The sequence below is a fragment of the Acinetobacter sp. ABJ_C1_1 genome (assembly GCF_044684115.1).
In the GTDB taxonomy this organism is placed as follows: domain Bacteria; phylum Pseudomonadota; class Gammaproteobacteria; order Pseudomonadales; family Moraxellaceae; genus Acinetobacter; species Acinetobacter nosocomialis_A.
Window position 1 is genome coordinate 14,119 of sequence record NZ_JBITPU010000020.1, and the last position, 25,210, is coordinate 39,328.

Genomic DNA, 25,210 nt, shown 5'->3' on the forward strand with positions numbered 1-25,210 from the left:
CCTCTTAAACCTGTCCCGGAATATTGTTGCTTGCAACTTTATCAGTTTGTGCAGCACGGAAATCTGCAACATTTTTTGCGATTTCAGGACGAGTTAAACCTAAGATTTGAGCAGCCATAATCGCAGCATTGGTCGCACCAGCCGGACCAATTGCCAAAGTACCTACAGCGATACCTGCTGGCATTTGTACAATTGAAAGTAATGAATCTATGCCATTTAAAATTGATGATTTAACTGGTACACCCAATACAGGTAAATCAGTTTTTGCCGCACACATACCTGGTAAATGCGCAGCTCCACCAGCGCCTGCAATAATCACTTGAATACCACGATCACGCGCAGTTTCAGCATATTCAAACAAACGGTCCGGAGTACGGTGAGCAGATACCACTTCCGCTTCAAATGGGACACCAAGTTGTTTAAGCATATTGGCAGTATGTTCAAGCGTTGCCCAATCGGACTGGGAACCCATGATAATTCCGACTAAAGGTTGGGTATCTGTTGCGACCGCGTTCATTGGCATTTCCAAAGCGTAAAAATGGTAAAAACTCGACTTGTACCAAGCCAAGCATGAGAGAAAAAGATGAGGCCAATATTATAGCTGTTTTTTCACTCACCCCAAAGCCCAAGTTTATGTAGAAAAAGCATGATTCCGATGGATTTAACAACGATCTGTCTGAAAACCCAATTTCATATAATTTTACTGGCTTCTAAATACAAAATAGACACAACCAAACAAGCATAACATAGCCCAAACATAGTCTAATTTAAACGGCTGCTTAAATAGCAACACCATGAATGGCACAAATACAATGAGAGTGACTACTTCTTGGGTAATTTTCATTTCACCCAAGGTCCAGTTTTGATCACTCAAGATTCGAGTTGCTGGAATCATAAAACTATATTCCAGTAGGGCGATAATCCAACCGAATAAAATCGCTTGCCAGAATGGAGCATGGTGCAAAAACTTAAGATGCCCATACCATGCAAGTGTCATAAAACAGTTCGAAATAATTAATAGCACAAAAGCTAAAACCGTTGGGCTCAAAGGCACATCCTTCATCATTACGATGATATAAGTATTAATATGGATCAAAAATATTATAAAAGATAAAACTGTAATTCAGCTTAAATCTAAAAAATAAAGCTGTCCGTTTATAGGCATCTCAAACACATAGAACAACAACGAATTTTGACTATCTTTTCCAGTTGAGCCTTGCTATCGTTGCTGGCAAATTTATCAATAATGAAACCACAGTAAATCATATTTATACTGTGTACAAAAGCAGTGGAGAAGGCGAGCAATGCATCTGCATATCTTGGGTATTTGTGGCACTTTTATGGGCTCTTTAGCACTTTTAGCTCGTGATTTAGGACATAAGGTAACAGGTTCCGATTCAAACGTTTACCCGCCAATGTCTACCCAGTTAGAAAACGCAGGTATTGAACTCATGCAAGGCTATGACCGTAGCCATTTACAGCCTCATCCAGATTTGGTTATTGTCGGCAACGCCATGAAACGTGGTATTGATGCCGTGGAATACATGCTCAATGAAGGCCTGCCATATATTTCTGGTCCACAGTTCCTTGCTGATCACGTTTTACAAGGCAAACATGTGCTTGGTGTGGCAGGTACTCATGGAAAAACAACTACTACGACCATGTTGGCTTGGGTACTTGATCAAGCTGGTTTAAATCCGGGCTTTTTAATTGGTGGTGTCCCACTTGGTTTTAGTGAAAGTGCTCGTTTAGGCGGTGGAAAATACTTCTGCGTTGAAGCCGACGAATATGACTCAGCTTTCTTTGATAAGCGTTCTAAGTTTGTTCACTATCATCCAAAAACGGCGATTTTAAATAACCTTGAATTTGACCATGCCGATATTTTTGATGACTTAGCAGCAATTCAAAAACAGTTCCATCATCTTGTGCGTACTATTCCAAGTGAAGGCCGTATTATTGCGCCAATTACTGAAACGCATATTGATGAAGTACTTGAAATGGGTTGCTGGACGCCAGTGATTCGTACAAGTTTAGAAGCAAATGAAAAAGCTGCTTTATCTGCCGAATTAATCTCAATTGATGGCAGCCATTTTAAAGTCCTCGAAAATGGCAATGCCGTTGGTGAAGTGAAATGGAGCATGACAGGGCAACATAGCGTAGCGAATGCTTTAGCAACCATTGCAGCGGCTCAACATGTGGGCGTTGCACTTGCAACAGCTTGTGAAGCTTTATCTAACTTTGGCGGTGTAAAACGCCGTATGGAGTTACTCGGTACAGTCAATGGTATTGAGGTTTATGATGACTTCGCTCACCATCCAACAGCAATTGATACGACTTTAGATGGCGCACGTAAACGCTTAGGTGAACGCCGTTTATGGGCCATTATTGAACCGCGCTCAAATACCATGCGTATGGGCAGTCATAAAGATGGCTTAGCGCATTCAGCACGCTTAGCAGATGAGGTTATCTGGTACCAGCCAGAAGGTTTAGACTGGGATTTACAACCTGTAATTGAAGCTGCATCAAACCGTGCTCAAGTCAGCCGTTCACTTGATGAAATTATTGACCGTATTGTCAATGAAGCAGGTGAGGGTGATGCTGTGGTGATTATGTCTAACGGTGGCTTTGGTGGCTTACATCAAAAACTTTTGAGTGCATTAAAAGCAAAAGCTGCTTAACTTTCTCTCTAGATGATTCAATAAAAAACGGGTTTCAGTTTGAAACCCGTTTTTTAGTTTAATAGTTTTTTAAACCTGCTTTGGTTCAATATTTTCCATAAATTTATTGGAAATAAATAAACGTAAGGTATAGACGATACCCATTGCAAACACGCTATATCCCACGTTATTACAAATGAACGGAATACATAAAATAATAAGCGCGGTAATAGGATAAAACCATTTAGAAATTCCAGCTAAACACTCAAACTCGTATAACATCCATATACAAGTGGTATAAAGCACCACACTCACAGCAACAATCACACCCATATATAAATCAGAGATATGTGCATGATGGGTAGTAACATCCACGGCGGCGGCAAGCGCAGCACCTACGGCAGCAATACTCACAAAAACAAAATAATGGCCATAACCCCATACAAATGGACGCACACCTTTAAAATGATGATGTTGTTCACTGCGATCAAAGTAAGCCCACCACATTGCAAACATCAACATTAATCCGCCAATCATTAAAAAAACAGCCGGAATATTGATAGATTGAGCCGCAAGCGCATCACGTATGGCATTAAAACTACCTACAATTGATTCGCCCAAAACAATAATGGTGAGGAGAGCATAGCGCTCTACAATATGGTGAGGATGCCACGGCGTAGGCGAATGTTTTTCTGCATAGATGGGAACAAATAACTCGAACACAACTAGACATAAAAATAGAGGTATAGAAAGGACATGAGCAAAGTTAGCTACAAGCCAGCCAATTTGTACCAAGACTATACCTATCGCATAGCGGTAAGCCGTAACTCGCCGTTCAGGATCATGTTTTGCTGCTCTGAGCCACTGAGTAACTAAAGCCAAGCGCATAATCACATAGCCCACAATAATGATGTCAAAATCCTGACTACGAAACACATCAGGAATACCTGCGGCCATCACCAATGAACCTACAATCTGAACAAAAGTAAGGCATCGATACAATGCATCATCATTATCGTAAGCTGAGGCGAACCATGAAAAATTCATCCATGCCCACCACAGCGCAAAAAATACCATCAGGTAGCTTGGCAGAGCATGCCAGAGATGATTTTCAATAATTGCGTGGTGTAACTGCTGACCTGCTGTTGCAATCGCGACCACAAAAATTAAATCGAACAATAATTCGAGGGGAGTCGCTGCTCTATGCGGCTGTTTTGGATCTCTTGGAGATAGGGGCCTCAAACTTAATTTTTTCTGTTTTTCTTGAGTAGTCATAAAATAACGTTCTCGAATAAAGTGCCAACACGTTAACACTTTAATATTAACCACCAGATCACGCATTAAAAATTATTTAGGTCTGCTGATTAATCTTTACTCATTAGCAAACTATATTTCATTTTTGTGACAATTCTTTATCAAGACAATAGGCTTAATTCTTTATCATAGCCCACGTTTTTTTGTTCTTGTTTGGAATATGAATGTCTTTAGAAACACTCAACCTTAGCTTATTCCATGTCATAAATGGTGCTCAGGATGCGAGTCAATTTATCATTCGTCTTGCTATCTTTTTTGCTAATGATCTCCTCTATATCCTGTTATTCATCCTTACATTTTTATGGTTTTATGGCGATCAAGATTTAAAAAATAGGGTCATTAAATCTGTCTTTTTAACCTGTATATCACTTTTAGTGGGTTATGTTATTTCTCTGTTTTATCACCATCCAAGACCATTTGTAATGGGTGTGGGTACAACGTTTATTGAACATGCACCAACAGCGTCTTTTCCAAGTAATCATATGCTGATTTTCAGCACCATCGCGCTGTCTTATTTGTTTGCTCAGCGCAAAATAATTGGAATTATTCTTTTATTTTTGTCATTTGTAGTAGCGTGGTCACGTATTTATTTAGGTGTACATTTCCCTTTAGACATGTTGGGGGCTTTTATTGTCGCTCTACTGGTCAATACGGCAGGTTATTACTTCTGGAATGCTTACGGTACAAGTTTGACAGCATTCTTTATTCACCTTTACCAAATTATATGCAAACCACTTTTAGACCGCGGTTTGATTAAATAATGCGTAGATCTTTTTGGGATTAAAAGCACCCTCTTAAGTTCAGTTGCGTAATACAAAAAAATCTGCCATTCTATGTGAAATTGGATAGGTTTTATCCAATACAGAATTTAGTTTGACAAGGGGAGTAGCCTCCTCCAAACATAACAGCAATGTTATGTGTCAGATATCGTCAATACACTTTTATTAAAAAGTCGGTATCTGAGCATCGTGAAATTCATGATGTAGGCAAGACCTTGATCATGTTGATACAGATGTTTAATTCATCTGGCAACTGGTCGAGGTTTTTTTATGCCCAGTTGCCGGATGTATGGAGGATTTATGGAAACAATCGGCAATTTATGGCTGTACGTAGCATTCTTTGGCATAGTCATTATCATGCTCCTAATTGACTTTTTAGGCTTTAAACAAAAACAAGGTCAAGATGTCTCAATTAAGCAAGCTGCTTACTGGAGTGTGGCATGGGTAAGCGTCGCAGCCCTATTTGGTGGTGGTTTATGGCTTTATCTCCAACAAACGGTTGGGGTGACCTTAGCAAACCAAAAAACCATGGAATACTTTGCGGGTTACTTACTCGAAAAATCCCTCGCAATTGACAACGTTTTCGTCTGGTTAATGATTTTTGCGGCGTTTGCTATTCCAGCTGCGCTACAACGTAAAATTTTGCTCTACGGTGTATTAGGCGCGATTGTACTGCGTACCCTTTTTATTTTTATTGGTGCATGGTTCGTACAAGAGTTCTCTTGGGTGCTTTATATTTTCGGTGCGTTCTTGGTATATACAGGCTTTAAGTTCTTAAAGGGCCAAGAAGAAGAAACCAATATCGAAGACATCAAAATTTTAAAATGGCTACGTAAGCACATGCGTATTACCCCACAGCTTGATGGTGACAAATTCTTTGTACGTCAAAATGGTTTATTGTGGGCAACGCCGTTATTTCTAGTGTTGATTTTGGTTGAAGCTTCAGATGTAATTTTCGCGGTAGATTCTATTCCTGCTATTTTCGCTGTTACTAGCGATCCGTTTATTGTTTTAACGGCGAATTTAATGGCAATTTTAGGTTTACGCGCAATGTTCTTTTTACTTGCTGGCGCTGCTTCTAAATTGCATTACTTACCGTATGGCTTAGGCATCATCTTATTGTTCATTGGCGCGAAAATGTTGTTGCTTGATGTATTCCACATGCCAATCTGGATCTCGTTAAGCTTTATCGTAATCGTGTTAGCAATTACTGCTTATCTCTCTTTACGACACAACAAAAAGCAATTGCAGTCTTAACTCATCACAACAAGGCATCTACATGTGAGATGCCTTGTCATTTAAATATTTAAAATAGGCTGTACTTTAAAAAAGCAGATTAATATCATATGCCAACCTAAAATTTATCTTTCCTAATCAGAAACATAATAGATAACAGTGATTCGGTTTTTTATGCCGAACATACTTATTAAAATGTGTGGAGTCTCATGCGTTCTAAAAAAATTAATCTTGTCGTGGTCCCTTTATTACTCACGGCATGTAGCCATAATGATGGCCCTTTAGTACAAGATATATATAACAACCAATATGACTGTGCTCGCGACTGGAATAACGAAACATGTAAACAAGAAAATAGCTCAAGTGGACATGGTTCTAGTTATGTCGGTAGCCGCTATTTAGGTCCTGCGTATTATCGAAATAATCGGGAAGTTTCTTTTCACGGAAATACCTTGCATCCCTACAGCAATTTGAGTGTAGGTCACCCCATTATTTCAAGTACGGCAAAAAGCGCATCTTCTTCATCCCCAATTCGTGGGGGTTTTGGTCGTAGCGGCTTCTCTTTCGGCGGCTAAATTCTCAGGCATTCACTTAATATGAAAAGAAAAATATTTACTCCACGTCCAGACTGGCAAGTGGAGCATCAAAATATTGGTTTTGATTATTTTAATTTACCTTCTCTCGATGGCTCAATTTACTGGTCTGAAGGGGTTGCTTATGAATTTACGCTTAAGCAGATTGAACAACTTGAAGATGCAGCAAATGAGCTACATCAGATGTGTTTATCGGTAGTAGGAGACCTTATTCAACGGGGCGATTATCCTGCTTATTTTCAAATTCCTGAAGTCGCCATAAACCATATTGAACATTCGTGGAAACAAAATGCTCCCATGCTCTATGGTCGCTTTGATTTCGCTTACGATGGGCGAAATATCAAAATGCTAGAATATAACGCTGACACACCGACTGGCTTACTCGAAGCCTCTGTTGCACAGTGGCTGTGGATAGAACAAGTCTCGGGCATTGCAAACCGAGATCAATTCAATAGTATTCATGAAAACCTAATTAAACGCTGGAAGACAATTTTACCGCGTGGTAGCCATGTGCATTTTGCTGCCTGTCAGGAGGCTGGAAGGGAAGACTGGGGCAATTTAGAGTATTTAATGGATACCGCTTATCAAGCTCATCTACAAGTTTCCGAGCTTTCTATGGAGAACATAGGCTGGAACGGGCAAGATTTTGTCGATCTTCATAATCACCCCATTCAAAACATATTTAAGCTCTACCCATGGGAATGGATCTGGGAAGAAGCATTTTCTCAATATATCCACCCACAAACACAGTGGATTGAACCCTGCTGGAAAATGTTACTTTCAAATAAAGCGATTTTGGTTGAGCTTTGGAAGCGTTACCCAAACCATCCATTATTGGTTGAAACCCATACCTATGACCCGCAACAAGCTTTGTCTGGTAAATGGGTGAAAAAGCCGATTTTGGCAAGGGAAGGGGCCAATATTCGAGTTTTACAAGACGGCCATGACCAAGGTGCAGCTTCTGGTAGCTTTTATTTTGATGACTATGACAAATATGGTTATGTCGTACAGAAATGGGTAGATACCCCATTATTTTCAGGACAACTGCCTACACTCGGTTTATGGATGGTTGGACATCAATGTGCAGGCATGTCTATTCGTGAAGATTGCTACGACATTATTGGTAATGATGCTCACTTTGCAGCACATTATTTTGTCGAGTAATAAGCGCATCGATATATAAAAAAGCACTTTTAAAGTGCTTTTTTATTCAGTATTACTTGCGATCATTTAGTGCATTTTAAGTAAACAGCGAATAATGAGCTTTCATTTTTAAAGTTAAATTAGAACGAAAATTCAAAAATACAACAATATAAATATATGTATTTTAATAAATTTTTCATTATTCTCTTTATTAAAAATTAATATTGGCAAGCTCTTTGCATCTCCTAAAAAGAAAAAAGCCTAGATTTTAAGGGCTCGCGAGAGCCCTGATTTTTTTAAGGAGTGATGCCATGAATGCTATTCCAACTTTAACGCCACTTGCCATGCCGTGTAACAGCAGTTTTGAAGCAAAAGATTGGGAAATTTTATCTACTCACTGGTATCCGGTTGCGCGTATTCAAGATGTCTCTACAGCGCCTCAACGCGTCACGCTATTAGACGTCAACATGGCCCTGTATAAAACAGAAAGTGGCGAAATTCATCTGGTTCGAGACATTTGCCCACATCGTGGGGTGCCATTAACCAAAGGTTGGGTGGATGGTGAGGAGATTGTCTGTCCTTATCATGGTCTACGCTATAACAGCGAAGGGAAATGTACCCAAATACCAGCTCAGCCCGAACTGACTAAAATTTCTGATCGTTTTTCACTGACCAAATTTCCTGTTGTTGAACGATATGGTCTGATTTGGACCAGTATTCATGGTCGTGAGGTTACTCAAGCCAATATTCCTGTATTAGATACTTGGGACCATGCAGAGCATCAATCAATTTTACCGCCTTTTGTCGATATTGGCGGTTCTAGCGGACGTCAACTCGAAGGATTTATCGATGTCGCTCATTTTGCATGGGTGCATCACAACGCCTTCGCCAGTCGCGATAATCCCGTTGTCCCTAAGTACCACACTGAACGGACCGCCTACGGCTTAAAAACAGTCTATATCAGCAATGTCAGTAACTATCCACACGAGCTAAAACATCTCGAACCAGAAGGCTTTTTATGGAAGCGTACCTTTGAGGTCTATCCACCTTTTTCAGCTGTACTTACGGTCGATTTTCCAGAAGGTGGGGTTTTAAAAATTTTAAATGCCTGTTGTCCTATTTCAAGCAATAAGACCCGTTTATTTGTTCCACTCACCCGTAACTTTGACCAAACTGGCGATTTAGAAAAGGTATATGCATTCAATGCACAAATTTTTGCTGAAGACCAAGAGATAGTCGAATCACAAAAGCCAGAAGACCTGCCGCTTGATTTAATGATGGAAGCACATTTTGAAGCAGACCGTTCATCAACGACTTATCGACGGATTTTGGCAGAATGGGGACTAAGTAAACGTTATACCGTTTAAATCTTGGCTAAGTGGGGTACAATCAATCGAAAAAAGTGAAAATATAAAGGCTTTCCATGTCATTGATCGCAAATACCACCGTTGTGCGTGGTCGTTTTTTAGATATTCAACAAACTGTCTCTGAGCCAACTGATATTCCAAATCAAGTGCGTTATTTAGAAGATGGTGTATTGATTAGTGAACATGGAAAAATCAAATGGTTTGGTGCATGGGAAGAAGCTCAACAGCATCTTCCTACTGGGGTCGAGGTTCAACATTACCCAGAACAATTGATTGTACCTGGCTTTATTGATACCCATATCCACTTTCCACAAACCGAAATGGTAGGAGCTTACGGCGAACAACTTCTAAGTTGGCTCAATACTTATACTTTCCCAACCGAAATCCAATTTCAGGACAAAGCATACGCAAGTGAAATTGCCCAGTTCTTTGTTCAGGAACTCTTAAAACACGGTACAACTACAGCCCTCGTTTTCTGTACAGTTCATCCCGAGTCTGTTGATGCTTTATTTGAAGCCGCAGAACGCGTTCAGATGCGTTTGATTGCCGGCAAGGTACTTATGGACCGCAACGCCCCTGAAGCGCTGTGTGACACACCAGAAACGGCTTACAGCGACACCAAAGCACTCATTGAAAAATGGCATGGTAAGGGCCGTGCTCTCTATGCGATTACTCCACGTTTTGCACCTACTTCTACACCTGAACAATTAGAAAGAGCAGGGCAGTTAAAACAAGAATTTCCGGATGTTTATGTCCATACGCATTTAAGTGAAAATAAAGATGAAATCGCTTGGGTGAAATCTTTATTTCCGGAACAAGCGGGCTATTTAGATGTTTATCAGCATTATGGCCTAACTGGTAAGCGTTCTGTTTTTGCACATTGCGTTCACTTGGAAGATCAAGAATGGCAATGTATGCATGATACGCAATCGGCTATCGCATTTTGTCCGACTTCAAACTTGTTCTTAGGTAGTGGTTTATTCCCATTGAAAAAAACATGGGAAAAACAAGTCAAAGTAGGTTTGGGTACAGACATCGGCGCGGGTACATCATTCAGCTTACTGCAAACCGTTAATGAAGCTTATAAGGTTCAGCAATTACAAGGCGATAAACTCTCAGCTTATGAAGCTCTTTATCATGCCACGCTAGGCGGAGCAAAAGCACTTGATTTGCAAGACCAGTTAGGCAATTTTAACATCGGTAAAGAAGCAGATTTTGTTGTATTGAATCTTAAGCCAACTGCATTACAGGAACTTCGCCAGTCTAAATCTAAATCTGTTGAAGATTCACTGTTTGCATTATTCACTTTAGGTGATGACCGTAATATTGAGGCGACTTATATTTATGGAAACCTTGCTTATCAAAAAGAAACAGCCAAATAAAAAAGGCATTGTTAAGTTTTTGTTATTATTTGGAATATGTGCTCTTGCATTAAAGCGTGATCGACATATTCCGCAAAATGATAAAATTTCACAGCCATCAAAGGGTGCATGAAACGTCATTTTGCTTTAAAATTTTACCATTAACTCAGTTTTTCGAGGTGTTGCAGGTCAACACCTTTTTTATTTTTTCTTTTATATCTTGTAGGAATCTGCCATGACTGTTGCAATGAGCATCATGATTTCAACCGAAGAAATTCAAGCAAAAGTCAAAGAGCTCGGCGAGCAAATCAATTCTCACTATGCAAATAGTGACAAAGAATTGGTTCTGATTGGTCTACTTCGTGGTTCTGTTATTTTCATGGCAGACTTATGCCGTACCATTACCAAACCACACGAACTCGACTTCATGACTGTGTCTAGCTACGGCGGTGGTACCACTTCAAGTCGAGATGTTAAAATCTTGAAAGATCTTGACGGTGAAATTCGCGGTAAAGATGTGCTTGTGGTTGAAGACATTATCGACTCAGGCAACACCTTAAGCAAAGTTGTGGAAATGTTGCAAACTCGCGAGCCAAATTCAATTCAGCTATGCACATTAGTAAGCAAACCGTCTCGCCGTGAAATTGATCTTGAAGTTAAATTTTTAGGTTTTGAAGTAGAAGACAGATTCATTGTGGGCTATGGCTTAGATTACGATCAAAAATATCGTCATCTGCCTTTTATTGGTGAAATTGGCCTATAAATTTCATAAAAATAGCACCATAAGGTGCTATTTTTTTATATAACGTTTTAGCTTTGAACAAAAAAGACACAAAAAGTCGCAATCTGCTACAGACAAAACAGACAGCTCTGTCGCACGATAGAATATGAAGCAAAATCATTAACTTCATCAAAAAAACAACTGGAGAACAAATATGTGGTCACTTATTGTTGCTATTGTGGTTGGTTTCTTCGCTGGCTTAATTGCTCGTGCTTTGCATCCAGGTGATGATAAAGCGGGTTTCATCGTTACGACTTTGATTGGTATTGCAGGTTCACTTCTAGCTACTTATGGTGGTCGTTTGCTTGGGCTTTACGGCGAAAACTCAGCTGCAGGCTTTATCGCTTCCGTGATTGGTGCAGTCATTATTCTTTTCATTTACAACTTGATTGTCCGAAAAAGCTAAACTTTAATTCGTTTATAAAAAAAGCACCTTAAGGTGCTTTTTTTATAATTTATAGACCTAGTTCTTTCCAAACTTCCTGAATTTCTTCAGCAGATCTTGCACCTATCAATTTAAAACCATTTGCAAAAACTAGGGTAGGAGTAGCATTAAAACCTAATTTTTTACCCAACTCTAAGTTACGATCAATTGGGTTTGCACAACTTGCAACTGTTGGTTTTACACCTTGCTCAATCAGTTTTTTCCAAGAGTATGATTGGTTCGGTGCGCACCAAACTTGTCTCGAAACGACAATAGACTGAGGTTTTAAAGGGTAAATAAACGTGTAAATTGTTACATCTTTAAGTTTATCAAGTTCAGGTTCAAGCTTTTTACAGTAAGGACAATTTGGGTCAGAAAATACCGCTAAAACATGCTGACCGTTACCTTTGACTGTTTTAATAGCATCTTTTAAAGGCAATTGTTTCCAATCAATTGAGTTTTGTCCTAAAACCAAATCTTTGGTTAAATTCTTCTGGTCCTTTAAGCGAATCATAGAACCTACCAACATATGCTGACCATCTTCACCCAGATAAATAATTTGTTGATCGAGATTGGCGCTATATAGTCCTGGCATTTCTGTTTTCTGAATATTGCTAATTTTCAAATTAGGATATTGTTTTTTAATATTTTCCCGAACAGTTTCTACATTAGCGAAACTCAAACTTGTAGTTAAGCTAAATAATGCCAATATTCCTAATTTTTTTAGCATAAAACCGACTCATTGGTAGGAGAGGAGATCATTTTAATCAGTTCAGCTCATGAAAACAGAATTGATTACCGAGTTATAACCAAACTCCCACATCATTATGCTTATGTTTCACGTGGAACATAAGTCGCTTTTAGAAAGTCCTTCAACCTGATTTTGATGATGACGTGATACACTATGGGCGTGTATAACATTCAAACCAAATATACTCCCTACCAGTATATTGAATTATTAAGAGAAAACAGATGAGTCACATTGGTCAGGATAAAAAAATTCTTAATCGTGTAAAGCGACTAAAAGGGCAAATCAACAGCATTGAAAATGCGATAGAACAACCAGAATCATCATGCATTGATATTTTGCAGCAAGTTGCGGCCATAAAAGGTGCACTAAACGGTTTAATGAGTGAATTGATGGAACAACACCTACACCACCATGTACTTCAGGGTGCAGAAGTCGATCAAAATGAGTTAGATGAATTTTTAAAAGTTTTAAAGAGATACGGCTGAGAAAAGTACCGGATGACATAGCTCTCTACATCATCCAGTTTTTTATTATTTTCCAATACAGAACGAACCAAAGATTTTGCCGAGTAGGTCATCAGCGCTAAAGTCGCCTGTAATTTCACCTAAAGCATTTTGAGCAAGGCGTAATGACTCGGCAACAAGCTCACCAGCGTTAAATACAACAAGTTGCTCACGTGCTTCTGAAAGATAGAGCTGTGTGCGCTTCATTGCGTCTAAATGGCGTGTTCTTGCAATAAACGTATCTTCCTCAGGGTGAAAACCTGCATGCGCTGTAATCGCATCTACGAGGCCTTGTACGCCCATCTCTTGTTTTGCCGAAACGGTAATATGACGGAACCCTTGAAAATCAGTAATTTCAGCTACCTGTCCAGTTAAGTCGCATTTATTACCAATTAACATTAAACGTCGTGGCTCAATATGTTCAGCAAAATATTCTTGAGCGAGTTGTAATGGGTCATCACCTTGATTCAAATCGTAAACCAACAACAATAAATCAGCTTGTTCAATTTCTTTAATTGCTCTACGAATCCCTTCTTTTTCAACGATATCACCTGTTTCACGAAGACCAGCGGTGTCTGTTAAGGTAATTGGCAGACCATTTAAGCTAATTTTTTCATGCAAAACATCGCGAGTTGTGCCAGCAATGTCCGTCACAATAGCGCGTTCTACACCAGCAAGCGCATTTAATAAGCTCGATTTACCCGCATTCGGTTTACCCGCAATAACAACTTGCAAACCTTCACGTAAGAGTTGCCCTTGTCGTGCAGAAGTTTGAACCGCATGTACCGACTGCTGGACATCTTCCAGTAAAGCTAAAATCTTACCATCTGCTAAGAAATCGATTTCCTCTTCAGGAAAATCAATCGCAGCTTCAACATGTAATCGTAAATGGATCAGTTTTTCTAAAACCGTATTAATTTTTGTTGAAAATGCGCCCTGTAAAGAGCGAACAGCAGAGCGCGCCGCAGCTTGCGAAGTCGCATCAATCAAGTCGGCAATCGCTTCAGCTTGTACCAAGTCCATTTTGCCATTTTCAAAAGCTCGCATGGAGAACTCACCAGCTTTTGCAGCAATTGCACCTAGCTCAAATAAACGGCCAAGAAGAGCATTTTGAATGACAGGACCGCCATGTCCCTGTAGCTCGACAACATCTTCACCAGTAAACGAATGCGGATTTGGAAAGCACAAGACAATCCCTTCATCCATGATGCTTCCATCAGCATCATAAAACTTACGAAAACCCGCCAGACGCGCTTCAGGCAAGTTTTTTTGCGTCAGCTTTTGAGCAATTTCATAGGCCTTAGGTCCAGATAAGCGAATCACGCCCACTCCACCACGCCCTGGCGGCGTTGCAATTGCAGCAATTGTGGTTTGACTTTGCATATTATTCACCTAAAAAACCTAAAATACAGCCAAAGAAAAATCCGCCTAAGATTACCATCTTAAGCGGATTGATTCAGCAAAAGTTCAACGATTAAGACGCTGATTCAGTCTTGTTTAGACGACTTTTCTCAACACTCTTGTTAATAAACCATTGCTGTAAAATGGTAATACTGTTGTTCACAATCCAGTACAACACGAGACCTGCAGGGAAGAACAACATAAATACCGTGAACATAATCGGCATAATGCGGAATACTTTCGCTTGCATTGGATCAGCTGGTTGCGGGTTCAACATTTGCTGAGCAAACATTGTCGCACCCATAATTAACGGCAAGATGAACCATGGATCCATTGCAGACAAGTCTTGAATCCAGCCTAACCATGGTGCGTGACGTAATTCCACACTTTCCATGAGTACCCAGTACAAGGCAAGGAAAATCGGCATTTGTAGCAATAACGGCAAACAACCTGATAGTGGATTAACTTGTTCACGTTTATAAAGCGCCATCATTTCTTGCGAGAAGCGCATACGGTCTTCACCGAACTCTTCTTTCATGCGTTGCATTTCTGGTGCAATCACACGCATTTTCGCCATAGAACGATAACTTTTTGAAGATAAAGGCCACAAAATCATCTTCACCATAATGGTAAGCAAGATGATTGACCATCCCCAGTTGCCTACAATGCTATGGAAGAATTGAAGACCTAAGAACAACAACTTGGCAATTGGCCATAACCAACCATAATCAACAGTCTGGTTCAAACCTACAGCCAAATCTTTTAATTCAGATTGTACTTTCGGACCTGAATAAAGCTTCGCATCTACTTCCATTGAAGTGCCAGCTGGAACATTAATTACTGGCGAAGTAAAGCCAATAATATTCATATGATCCGCAGACTGACGAGATTCAAGCTTAGCAACATAAGGCTGACCATTCGCTTGAGTCAGTTTAAGGTTTCCAGGAATCCAAGCACTTACAAAGTAGTGCTGAACCATTGCAACCCATCCACCTTTAGCATCAGCATTTACTTTTTCTTCTGAGAAGTTAGCAAACTTAAGCTTGTTATAATGTGAATCAGGCGTTCCCCAAGCACCACCTAAGAAAGTTCCTAGAGTGAAAATACCTTGAGAAGACTTACCAGGATCCTCAGAGTTATCACGCTTTAACTGTCCAAACATCTGACCTTGCCAATTTTGTTGGCTACGGTTAATGACTTGATGACTTACAACAATCGGGTATTGACCTTGGGTAAAGGTGAAAGTTTTAATAATTTCAACGCCTTCTGGTGTCTTAAATACCATTGGCACGTTTAAAACTTTTTCAGACTGACCCTTTTGATCCTGTACACCCTTAGCATCAGCCAAAGTATATGATGTTTTTTCAACCGCATATAACGGACGACCACCACGACTACTATCTGGTCCATTCAAACCAATTAAGCCAGACTGAGCAACATATGTACGCTTGGCATCATTTTCAAGCATAACAAATGGTTGATTACTGTCTTTACTTTTGTCGTGAGAGAGTAATTCAATACGAACAATATCACCACCTTTTGGATTGATCCAAAGATGATAAAGGTCAGTTTGTACTGAAATAAGCTGTTGATTCACAGGTGCTGTCGCATCTGTGGTTTGTGACTGCGTAATATTTGCTTGTGGCACATCGGAAGCCACTGTTGCAGTTTTAGCATTTGGCAAATCAGCAGATATTTCATGTGAACTTACAGCCGCCGCTTGTTGTTGCGGTGCAGTTGCAGCATTTCCATAATCTTTTTGCCAAGCCAAAATGAGCAAATATGCGGTGACAAACATGGCCCCGAGAATTGCAAACCTGGCCCATTGTTGCATATCTATTACCCCAAATGGTTAGAGAGATTTTGCTTCATTAAACGATCACGAAAGGGTACAGCAACATGATGCGTTTGAGAATCTATTTGATGAAACGAAATAAAACGAATTGCTTTTGGCGGTACCGGATCATATCCGGAGCCTCCCCATGGATGACATCGACAAATACGTTTAGAAGATAGCCAAACGCCTTTCATTGCACCATGAGTTTGTAATGCTTCTATCGCATATTGGGAACAAGTTGGGATATAACGACAACGGGGTCCAAGAAGCGGACTAATCGCAATTTGATACAGTCGAATGAACCAACGCAAAATACGAACCATTGGTCATCTCTTAATTTTGCGAGGTTGGGACAACTTTAGAATGTTTTTTTGCCAAGCGTTGTAATTTTTGCCAAGCAAAATCTAATTGTTGATATAGCTCAGCGTTCGTAATCGTTTCAATACCAACTTTAGGCATTACAACAACATCTATGTCTAACCCAAATTTCGGCTGATTTAGACGAAAGCTCTCACGAGCAAGACGCTTTATTCGATTTCTTTCATGCGCACGGCGCACTTTTTTCTTAGCAACGACAATACCCAAACGGCTATTAGGCTGTTCGGTTAATTTTGCAAGAAATAAAAAATGGGGTTGATGCACTTTAAAAAGCGCACCATCAAATACACTTTTATAATCTGCAGCACAGCGCACACGACGATCTGTGCTAAAACTGTAAAGTGCCATCACACCCAAGTCTGGTCAGCGTAACAGTAATTAAACAGTTAAGCTATGACGACCTTTTGCACGACGACGAGCTAATACTTGACGACCAGCTTTAGTTGCCATACGAGCACGGAAACCATGAACGCGTTTACGCTTTAATTCAGATGGTTGGAAAGTACGTTTCATATCGAAACTCCCAAAAATGATCTTTCTATAAAGGTCCGCGATTTTATTGTGCAATGTTTACTCTGTCAATGATAAACAGAGAAAGTTTTGTATTTAAGTCAAATTTTTACTTATTCATCCTCTCTTTATATTAAGTCAATTTTTACCATTTAAAAGTTATACACAAAGTAATTGTTTATTTTTATTATGACTTTTAAGATATACACTTCTTATTTACATACTTATCAACAAACCTGGATGTGAAATTAGTTTTGTTTTGGTATATTTGAATTTAAATTCATATTTTTTAGTTATCCACAATTTGAAGTAGCCCTATTAAATAAATTCAAATTTTAAAATTTAAATTTATTCTTATTAGCGTGGACTTTTTCTGTGGATTTCACAGTTTTAAATTTAAAAAACATATATTTGAACTGTTGATAACTCTGTTTTTATTATCTTTATGGATTGTGGATAAGTTTATGTGATAATTTATCCACAGGATGTGCAAAAAGTTATTCACAATTGGTTTTGAATTTAAATTTATTCACAAGAGATTTCTTTTTAGGCAAAATCAACCGAATTCGTCATGACAGATGTGGATAACTTGGGTAGAATGGCGACCCCTTCTTATCAGGAAGGGTTAATCTTTAAATGATTTGAATTTAAAACGCAGACATAGGGGATACACATGCTTTGGACAGACTGCTTAACTCGCTTGCGACAAGAGCTCTCTGATAACGTCTTTGCGATGTGGATTCGCCCTTTAGTAGCTGAAGAAGTGGAGGGCATACTACGTCTATATGCTCCTAACCCTTATTGGACACGTTATATTCAAGAGAATCATTTAGAGTTAATTTCTATATTGGCAGAACAGTTGTCAGAAGGACGTGTACGTCAGGTAGAAATCTTGGTCGATTCTCGTCCTGGTAGTATTTTGTCTTCTAATGAACAACCGGCAACAACTACAGCTGCCTTACAAAGTACGCCTGTATCGCAACCAACTAAGGTTAAAAGAGAACCTGAACCTGTTGCCAACACTGCAGTTAGCCCGAAAACCTCAAAAAAGAAACTATTAAACCCACAATTTACTTTTTCACTATTTGTTGAAGGCCGTTCTAACCAAATGGCAGCGGAAACTTGTAGAAAAGTATTAACGCAATTAGGTGCTTCTCAGCATAACCCTTTGTTTTTATATGGCCCAACGGGTCTTGGTAAAACTCACTTAATGCAAGCAGTTGGTAATGCTTTACTTCAAGCTAAGCCGAATGCGAGAGTCATGTATATGACTTCAGAAAGTTTTGTACAAGATTTTGTGAGTTCATTACAAAAAGGAAAGGTTGAAGAGTTTAAGAAAAATTGTCGTTCTTTAGATTTGTTATTAGTTGATGATATTCACCTTTTGGCTGGTAAAGAAGCTAGCCTTGTTGAATTCTTTTATACATTTAACGCCTTACTAGATGAATCTAAACAAATTATTTTAACTTCTGATCGCTATCCTAAAGAATTAACAGAGCTTGATCCTCGATTGGTTTCTCGTTTTTCTTGGGGGCTATCAGTAGGTGTTGAACCACCAGATATTGAAACACGAATCGAAATTCTGCTTAAAAAAGCTGAAAATAGTGGCGTTGATTTGCCAAGGAACTGCGCATTATTTATTGCACAACAAGTGGTAGCAAACGTACGTGAACTTGAAGGTGCGTTAAATAAAGTTGTTGCAATTTCACGTTTTAAAGGTGCGCCAATCGATCTTGATGTTGTGCGAGAGTCTTTAAAAGATGTATTAGCAATCCGTGCGCGTACAATTAGTGTAGAAAATATACAACGTGTGGTGAGTGAATATTTCCGCATCCCACTCAAAGAACTCGTAGGTCCAAAACGAACACGAATCTATGCTCGACCACGCCAATTGGCGATGGGGCTTGCCCGTGAGTTGACTGGTGATAGTTTTCCGGAAATTGGCATGGCTTTTGGTGGCCGAGACCATAGTACCGTGATGCATGCTTGTGAAAAAGTAGTCAGTTTACGGGAAGAAGATCCTATCTTTGACGAAGATTATAAGAATTTACTACGTCTTCTTCAGAGTTAATGAAATCATAAGACGTTGTTGCAAAGTCTCCATAAGTGCAGCATAGTACACAGCTAAAAAATGAAATGTTTGCTCCAAGTTGCTAGAGGAATGAATCGTGCGTTTGAAAATCGCTAAAGAAAGTTTACTCAATGTTTTATCGCATGTTGTCGGTGCGGTAGAACGTCGTCATACCTTGAATATTCTTTCAAACGTCAAAATTCAGGCTAATGGTCAAGCACTCACCATTACTGGTTCGGATTTAGAAGTTGAACTAGTGGCGAGCACTGCTTTATCAGAAGGGGCGTGCCTCGAAGCAGGTGAAACGACTGTTCCTGCTCGTAAATTGATGGACATTTGTAAATCTTTGCCTACCGCGGCATTGATTGACTTACAAATTACTGAAGATCAAAGATGTATTTTAAAGTCTGGTAATAGCCGTTTTGTGCTAGGTACTTTACCAGCAGAAGATTATCCGTTGTTAAATACTGAGAATAGCCAAGGTACGCAAGTACAGGTGACTCAACGTGAATTAAAGCGTTTATTTGAAAAAACTGCTTTTGCGATGGCTGTACAAGATGTACGTTTTTATTTAACTGGTACGTTATTAGAAATTGATGAAAATCAATTGCGTGCAGTCACAACAGATGGTCACCGTCTAGCCCTTTGTGAAATTTTAGCTTCTTCTAGTTCATCTCAATTAGTACAAGCAATTGTGCCGCGTAAAGCTGTTGGTGAATTACAACGCCTACTTAGTATTGAAGATGAGCAACTTACTTTGCTTATTGGTCGTGAATTATTAAATGTAACGATCAATACGCCAAGCCGTGATAAAGAACAAGGTGATATTACTGTTCGTTTTACGACAAAATTGATTGATGGAAAATTCCCTGATTACCGCCGTGTAATTCCACGTGGTGGTGATAAACACGTTTTAATTGGTCATGATGTATTTAAACAATCATTACAACGTGTCGCAATTTTAAGTAATGAAAAATTACGAGGTGTTTTCTTAAACTTTAATCAGGATTCTTTACAGCTTCGTGCAAATAACCCTGAACAAGATGAAGCGATTGAGGATTTAGCAATCCAATATCAAAATACCCCATTAGAAATGTCATTTAATGCTCAATATTTACTTGATGTGTTGGGGGTATTAGATGGTGATGATGTAAATATGAGCATGACTGAAGCGAACCAGTCTGTATTGGTACAAGATCCAGCTCATCCAGATCAGACTTATGTTGTTATGCCGATGCGTGTTTAATCTGGTTTAATTTTATGCATCTTACGCGCTTAAATATAGAACGCGTGCGTAATTTAAAAACGGTTGCACTCCATGGTTTGCAACCGTTTAATGTTTTTTATGGCGCTAACGGTTCGGGTAAAACATCAATTTTAGAAGCGATTCATTTGCTTGCAACTGGTCGTTCATTCCGTACGCATATTCCCAAAAATTATATTCAGTATGAAGCTGACGATGCGATTGTGTTTGCTCAGTCAACAACTGAAAAAATCGGTATGCAGAAACTCGCTTCTGGTGAGCAATTGATGAAAGTCAACGGCGATACAGTTGCGACTCAAGGTCAACTCGCCAAATTGCTCCCTTTGCAGCATATTGACCCACAAAGTATAGATATTATTGACCATGGCGCTAAGCCAAGACGTCAGCTTTTAGATTGGCTAATGTTCCACGTGGAACCTGAGTTTTATTTTGCTTGGCAATATTACTCTCGAGCTTTAAAACAGCGAAATACCTTACTCAAAACAAGACGCAATCTTTCTTTGGCTGACTTAGAGCCGTGGAACAAAATGTTGAGTGATTATGGCGAAATTTTACACTCACAGCGTTTAAGTATCGTAGAGCAATGGAACGTTTATTTTCAAAATGACTTAAGTCAGTTATTGCCTGATTTAGAGATTGAGCTGGAGTACAGCCCCGGTTTTCATACAGAGCAGGGGCTCATGCAAGACTTGCTGAATCAGCACCAAAAAGACATTGAAAGACGTTATACAGAGTATGGTCCACATCGGGCTGATTTGCGCTTAAAAACGCCTTTTGGACACGCAGATGATGTTTTATCAAGAGGTCAGAAAAAACTCTTGATTATTGCCTTAAAACTGTCACAAATTGCAATGTTGCATGCGAGTAATAAGGAAACTGTGGTATTATTAGATGATCTGACAGCAGAATTAGACTTAACCGCACAACAACGTTTAATTGAACGATTAAGCCAACTTGGTAGCCAGGTTTTTATGACAACTTTAGATCATGCATCGGTAAAAAAACATTTACATGATCTGTCTATTTCATATCAATTATTCAGTGTTGAATCCGGTCAAGTTAGTCTTGCTTCACCATAATTTTTTGATGTTACCCATCTTTGAATAAACCTATATTTGCTAGGGAGAAACCATGAGTTCAGAGTCTCAATCAGCCTCTCAAACAGAACAAACCAATGAAAAGGCTTATGATTCCTCTAGTATTAAAGTATTACGTGGATTAGATGCAGTTCGTAAACGTCCGGGCATGTATATTGGGGATACAGACGACGGTACCGGTTTACACCATATGGTATTCGAGGTTGTCGATAACGCAATCGATGAAGCCTTAGCAGGACACTGTGATGAAATCATTGTCACGATTCACGAAGATGAGTCTGTGAGTGTTTCAGATAATGGCCGTGGTATTCCAACTGATATTCACCCTGAAGAAGGTGTTTCTGCAGCAGAAGTTATTCTTACTATTCTGCATGCAGGCGGTAAGTTTGATGATAACAGCTATAAAGTTTCAGGTGGTTTGCACGGTGTAGGCGTATCAGTCGTAAACGCACTGTCTAGTAAATTACATTTAATTATTAATCGTGCTGGCCAAGTACATGAACAAGAATATCAACATGGTGATCCGCAATATCCATTACGTGTGATTGGTGAAACGGATAACACCGGTACGATTGTACGCTTCTGGCCAAGTGCAGAAACTTTTAGTCAAACCATTTTTAACGTTGAAATTTTAGCACGCCGCTTACGTGAACTTTCTTTCTTAAACGCTGGTGTACGTATTGTTTTACGTGATGAGCGCATTAATCTTGAGCATGTTTATGACTATGAAGGCGGTTTATCTGAGTTTGTTAGATACATTAACGAAGGTAAAAACCATCTGAATGAAATCTTCCATTTTACGGCTGATGCAGATAACGGTATTGCTGTAGAAGTTGCATTGCAATGGAATGATAGCTATCAAGAAAATGTTCGTTGTTTCACAAACAACATTCCACAAAAAGATGGTGGTACGCACTTAGCAGGTTTCCGTGCGGCATTAACACGTGGCTTAAACCAATATCTTGAAAATGAAAACATTCTAAAGAAAGAAAAAGTGAATGTGACTGGTGATGATGCGCGTGAAGGTTTGACTGCTATTATTTCGGTTAAAGTTCCTGATCCAAAATTCTCTTCTCAAACCAAAGAAAAATTGGTATCGAGTGAGGTAAAACCAGCAGTAGAGCAAGCAATGAACAAAGAGTTCTCTGCTTACTTACTTGAAAACCCACAAGCTGCAAAATCAATTGCTGGTAAGATTATTGATGCTGCTCGTGCACGTGATGCTGCACGTAAAGCGCGTGAAATGACACGTCGTAAGAGCGCATTAGATATCGCAGGCTTGCCAGGTAAATTGGCTGACTGTCAGGAAAAAGATCCAGCGCTTTCTGAATTATATCTTGTCGAGGGTGACTCTGCGGGTGGTAGTGCCAAGCAAGGTCGTAACCGTAAAATGCAGGCTATTTTACCTTTGAAAGGTAAAATCTTGAACGTTGAACGTGCCCGCTTTGACAAAATGATTTCGAGTCAGGAGGTCGGTACATTAATTACAGCACTTGGCTGTGGTATTGGCCGTGAAGAATATAACCCTGACAAGCTTCGTTATCATAAAATTATTATTATGACCGATGCCGACGTCGATGGTTCGCACATCCGTACATTGTTATTAACGTTCTTCTTCCGTCAAATGCCGGAGTTGGTGGAGCGTGGTCATATCTATATTGCACAGCCACCTTTATATAAACTGAAAAAAGGTAAGCAAGAGCAATATATTAAAGATAATGATGCCTTGGAAACTTATTTAATTTCAAATGCAATTGATGAGCTTGCTTTGCATATTAGTGCAGAAGCACCTGCGATTACAGGCGAAGCATTAGCAAAAGTGATTCAAGACTATCAAGTTTCACAAAAGAGCTTACAACGTTTAACGTTGCGTTATCCAGCAAGCTTACTTGATGCATTACTTGAAGTAGAGGCGTTTAAAGCTGATCAGAACCACGATCAGGCTTATGTACAGCAATGGGCAGATCAAGTACGCGAAGCTGTACAAAGACTACAGCCAAGTTTGCGTCCTGAAATTACGCTTGAAACCTTCGAACGTGAAAATGCACAAGGCGAGAAAACAGCGCATTATTGGCCACGTGTGACTGTATATGTCCATAACTTGCCACATGCTTACTTGCTTGATGCTGGCTTATTAAACTCAGCAGAATATGCGCGTTTATTGAAGAACTCTAAGAGTTGGTTCAATTTAATTGAAGATGGTGCATATTTACAGAAAGGTGATCGCCGTATTCAAGTGGCTAACTTCCATCAGGTATGGCAGCACATTCTGCAAGATTCGCGTCGTGGAATGATGATCCAGCGCTATAAAGGTCTGGGTGAGATGAATGCTGAACAGCTTTGGGAAACCACAATGGACCCTGAAAACCGTAATATGTTACAGGTGACTATTGATGATGCAATCGAAGCAGATCGTATGTTCTCGTGCTTAATGGGTGATGACGTTGAACCACGTCGTGCCTTCATTGAAGAAAATGCATTAAATGCAGATATTGATGCTTAATTGATAGCTAGATTCTAAATCAGTCTAAGGAGAGAAGATGATGAGTCAAAAGTTTATAGCAAGTATGCTGATTTCATGTGCAGCTTTAGTGAGTCATTCTGCATTTGCAGCTGACTTGTTGGAAGCTGACATGAAAACTTTAGCAAAGAGCACAAAAGCCTTTGCTGAAGCGAAAGATCTCAATAACGCAAAACAGCAGCTTGTGATTATGCGTCAGGCAGCAGTATCTTCAAAAAAATCTTTACCTCATAAGTTGGAAGGTTTACCGCCGGAAAATGTACAGGTAAAACAATATCAAGCGGGTTTAGATCAGTTAGTTGCTGAAATTGATCGAGTGACTGTATTGGTTGATAAGGGTCAATTAGACCAAGCAAAATCAGAAGCAATTAATCTGGTTAATATCCGTAATGAAAACCACAAAAAATTTAGATAAATTCATTTTGATCTAAATAAATAAAGGGAATGATTGAATCATTCCCTTTATTTTTTGGTCTATTTGAGTGTATTAAACCTAAAAAGATCAATTTTCTACTAAGTCTGTAACCTGAATGAGCGCATGGCCAAATAAATATCCAGCTGTTAATAGAATGCAGATCCACAAAATAGCTCCAGCGACATTATAGATTAAAAATTTTCCATAACTCATATTGCTAGAGCCCGCAGCTAATGGTGCAAAAGAACGTGCAAAAGGAATAAAGCGTGCCAGAAGAATAGTTTTCCCACCGTGTTGCAAGAAATAACGGTTGGTTTTATTTAAATATTCTTTCTTAATAAAGCGTGATTTTGCTTCAAAAATACGGTTACCAAAATGACGACCAATAGAGTAGTTCACAATATAGCCTAGGGTGGCAGCTACGGTAAGCAAAGTAATCATATAACCCAGATGCATCATTTCGATCACTGAGCAAAGTGCCCCTACAGTGAGAAGTAAACTATCTCCAGGCAAAAAGAACATAAATACAAAAGCTGTTTCAGAAAAAATAATCAAAAAGAGTATGGCATAAACCCATGCGCCATACTCCTGAATTAAAATAGGTAAAAAATGTTCAAAATTAGTAATAAAATCAATAAAATTCATTCAGTTTGTCTGATCCCGAATTAAATACCTACTCAAGAAGGGTAAAAACGAAGTTACAGAATTTAGTTAAATTATCTGTGTATGGCAACCCTTAAGATGTAGCTTAAGTCTTATATGTTATCAAATTTGAATCTATCTCAAAAATTTAACAGCTGAATGAAA

The 25,210-nt window shown here is 39.3% G+C and carries 25 protein-coding genes; 15 read left to right on the top strand and 10 right to left on the bottom strand.

Annotated features, from left to right (window positions below):
- Positions 1-4: 4 nt before the first annotated feature.
- Both purE and ACG59Z_RS17155 read right to left on the bottom strand, forming a co-directional pair.
- A complete protein-coding gene (purE, locus tag ACG59Z_RS17150; RefSeq protein ID WP_400200550.1) occupies positions 5-517 on the bottom strand; it encodes a 5-(carboxyamino)imidazole ribonucleotide mutase in 513 nt (170 codons plus the stop codon).
- Positions 518-700: 183 nt separating this feature from the next.
- Positions 701-1,063, bottom strand: coding sequence for a DMT family protein (locus ACG59Z_RS17155; protein WP_004711246.1), 363 nt, complete (start codon positions 1,061-1,063; stop codon positions 701-703).
- Positions 1,064-1,304: 241 nt separating this feature from the next.
- Here ACG59Z_RS17155 and mpl point away from each other — a divergent pair, with 241 nt between their 5' ends.
- A complete protein-coding gene (gene mpl / locus ACG59Z_RS17160; protein ID WP_348902176.1) occupies positions 1,305-2,678 on the top strand; it encodes a UDP-N-acetylmuramate:L-alanyl-gamma-D-glutamyl-meso-diaminopimelate ligase in 1,374 nt (457 codons plus the stop codon).
- Between the two features lie 69 nt (positions 2,679-2,747).
- On the opposite strand, the gene ACG59Z_RS17165 is transcribed toward mpl, so the two are convergent.
- On the bottom strand, positions 2,748-3,998 hold the full coding sequence (locus ACG59Z_RS17165; protein ID WP_400200551.1) for a low temperature requirement protein A: 1,251 nt from the start codon (positions 3,996-3,998) through the stop codon (positions 2,748-2,750).
- Between the two features lie 137 nt (positions 3,999-4,135).
- Here ACG59Z_RS17165 and ACG59Z_RS17170 point away from each other — a divergent pair, with 137 nt between their 5' ends.
- The 8 genes from ACG59Z_RS17170 (at position 4,136) to ACG59Z_RS17205 (ending at position 11,637) form a co-directional block, all read left to right on the top strand.
- Positions 4,136-4,732: an undecaprenyl-diphosphatase gene (locus ACG59Z_RS17170; RefSeq protein WP_005120727.1), complete on the top strand. Its 597-nt coding sequence runs from the start codon at positions 4,136-4,138 to the stop codon at positions 4,730-4,732.
- 318 nt (positions 4,733-5,050) lie between these two features.
- Entirely contained in the window at positions 5,051-6,007 is a 957-nt protein-coding gene (locus ACG59Z_RS17175) for a TerC family protein (protein ID WP_400200552.1), read from the top strand.
- A gap of 188 nt (positions 6,008-6,195) precedes the next feature.
- Positions 6,196-6,561, top strand: coding sequence for a hypothetical protein (locus ACG59Z_RS17180; protein WP_311070323.1), 366 nt, complete (start codon positions 6,196-6,198; stop codon positions 6,559-6,561).
- Between the two features lie 21 nt (positions 6,562-6,582).
- Positions 6,583-7,743 (top strand): glutathionylspermidine synthase family protein, encoded by a 1,161-nt coding sequence (locus tag ACG59Z_RS17185; RefSeq protein WP_400200553.1) that lies wholly within the window; start codon positions 6,583-6,585, stop codon positions 7,741-7,743.
- Positions 7,744-8,033: 290 nt separating this feature from the next.
- Positions 8,034-9,089, top strand: a complete 1,056-nt coding sequence (locus tag ACG59Z_RS17190) for a Rieske 2Fe-2S domain-containing protein (RefSeq protein WP_400200554.1) — start codon at positions 8,034-8,036, stop codon at positions 9,087-9,089.
- 56 nt (positions 9,090-9,145) lie between these two features.
- Positions 9,146-10,471 (top strand): guanine deaminase, encoded by a 1,326-nt coding sequence (gene guaD / locus ACG59Z_RS17195; RefSeq protein ID WP_400200555.1) that lies wholly within the window; start codon positions 9,146-9,148, stop codon positions 10,469-10,471.
- Between the two features lie 214 nt (positions 10,472-10,685).
- Positions 10,686-11,213 (top strand): hypoxanthine phosphoribosyltransferase, encoded by a 528-nt coding sequence (gene hpt / locus ACG59Z_RS17200; RefSeq protein WP_002051884.1) that lies wholly within the window; start codon positions 10,686-10,688, stop codon positions 11,211-11,213.
- A 172-nt stretch (positions 11,214-11,385) separates the two neighbouring features.
- Positions 11,386-11,637 (top strand): GlsB/YeaQ/YmgE family stress response membrane protein, encoded by a 252-nt coding sequence (locus tag ACG59Z_RS17205; protein ID WP_004884259.1) that lies wholly within the window; start codon positions 11,386-11,388, stop codon positions 11,635-11,637.
- Positions 11,638-11,686: 49 nt separating this feature from the next.
- On the opposite strand, the gene ACG59Z_RS17210 is transcribed toward ACG59Z_RS17205, so the two are convergent.
- Positions 11,687-12,385 (bottom strand): DsbC family protein, encoded by a 699-nt coding sequence (locus ACG59Z_RS17210; RefSeq protein ID WP_400200556.1) that lies wholly within the window; start codon positions 12,383-12,385, stop codon positions 11,687-11,689.
- 242 nt (positions 12,386-12,627) lie between these two features.
- Here ACG59Z_RS17210 and ACG59Z_RS17215 point away from each other — a divergent pair, with 242 nt between their 5' ends.
- Positions 12,628-12,891, top strand: coding sequence for a metal/formaldehyde-sensitive transcriptional repressor (locus ACG59Z_RS17215; protein ID WP_400200557.1), 264 nt, complete (start codon positions 12,628-12,630; stop codon positions 12,889-12,891).
- Positions 12,892-12,936: 45 nt separating this feature from the next.
- Here the strand turns inward: ACG59Z_RS17215 and mnmE are convergent, their stop codons facing one another.
- From mnmE to rpmH, 5 genes are all read right to left on the bottom strand, one after another.
- Positions 12,937-14,292, bottom strand: coding sequence for a tRNA uridine-5-carboxymethylaminomethyl(34) synthesis GTPase MnmE (gene mnmE, locus ACG59Z_RS17220; RefSeq protein ID WP_400200558.1), 1,356 nt, complete (start codon positions 14,290-14,292; stop codon positions 12,937-12,939).
- A 91-nt stretch (positions 14,293-14,383) separates the two neighbouring features.
- Entirely contained in the window at positions 14,384-16,144 is a 1,761-nt protein-coding gene (gene yidC, locus ACG59Z_RS17225) for a membrane protein insertase YidC (RefSeq protein ID WP_311087028.1), read from the bottom strand.
- Between the two features lie 5 nt (positions 16,145-16,149).
- Positions 16,150-16,470 carry a membrane protein insertion efficiency factor YidD gene (yidD, locus tag ACG59Z_RS17230; RefSeq protein WP_311087029.1) on the bottom strand — a complete coding sequence of 107 codons (321 nt, stop codon included), beginning with the start codon at positions 16,468-16,470 and terminating at the stop codon, positions 16,150-16,152.
- A 10-nt stretch (positions 16,471-16,480) separates the two neighbouring features.
- Complete coding sequence (gene rnpA / locus ACG59Z_RS17235; protein ID WP_311070331.1) at positions 16,481-16,873, bottom strand: ribonuclease P protein component; 393 nt, start codon at positions 16,871-16,873, stop codon at positions 16,481-16,483.
- A 30-nt stretch (positions 16,874-16,903) separates the two neighbouring features.
- Entirely contained in the window at positions 16,904-17,038 is a 135-nt protein-coding gene (gene rpmH / locus ACG59Z_RS17240; protein ID WP_000831329.1) for a 50S ribosomal protein L34, read from the bottom strand.
- Positions 17,039-17,708: 670 nt separating this feature from the next.
- Between rpmH and dnaA the strand changes: the two genes are divergently transcribed.
- The 5 genes from dnaA to cybC all read left to right on the top strand — a co-directional run bounded on the left by dnaA (position 17,709) and on the right by cybC (position 24,403).
- A complete protein-coding gene (gene dnaA, locus ACG59Z_RS17245) occupies positions 17,709-19,106 on the top strand; it encodes a chromosomal replication initiator protein DnaA (RefSeq protein WP_263612617.1) in 1,398 nt (465 codons plus the stop codon).
- 97 nt (positions 19,107-19,203) lie between these two features.
- On the top strand, positions 19,204-20,352 hold the full coding sequence (gene dnaN / locus ACG59Z_RS17250; protein ID WP_263612616.1) for a DNA polymerase III subunit beta: 1,149 nt from the start codon (positions 19,204-19,206) through the stop codon (positions 20,350-20,352).
- A 14-nt stretch (positions 20,353-20,366) separates the two neighbouring features.
- Entirely contained in the window at positions 20,367-21,449 is a 1,083-nt protein-coding gene (recF, locus tag ACG59Z_RS17255; RefSeq protein WP_400200559.1) for a DNA replication/repair protein RecF, read from the top strand.
- A gap of 52 nt (positions 21,450-21,501) precedes the next feature.
- Complete coding sequence (gyrB, locus tag ACG59Z_RS17260; RefSeq protein ID WP_263612614.1) at positions 21,502-23,970, top strand: DNA topoisomerase (ATP-hydrolyzing) subunit B; 2,469 nt, start codon at positions 21,502-21,504, stop codon at positions 23,968-23,970.
- Positions 23,971-24,007: 37 nt separating this feature from the next.
- On the top strand, positions 24,008-24,403 hold the full coding sequence (gene cybC, locus ACG59Z_RS17265; protein ID WP_022575180.1) for a cytochrome b562: 396 nt from the start codon (positions 24,008-24,010) through the stop codon (positions 24,401-24,403).
- An 87-nt stretch (positions 24,404-24,490) separates the two neighbouring features.
- Here the strand turns inward: cybC and ACG59Z_RS17270 are convergent, their stop codons facing one another.
- Positions 24,491-25,048 (bottom strand): VTT domain-containing protein, encoded by a 558-nt coding sequence (locus ACG59Z_RS17270; protein ID WP_002051888.1) that lies wholly within the window; start codon positions 25,046-25,048, stop codon positions 24,491-24,493.
- Between the last annotated feature and the right edge of the window lie 162 nt (positions 25,049-25,210).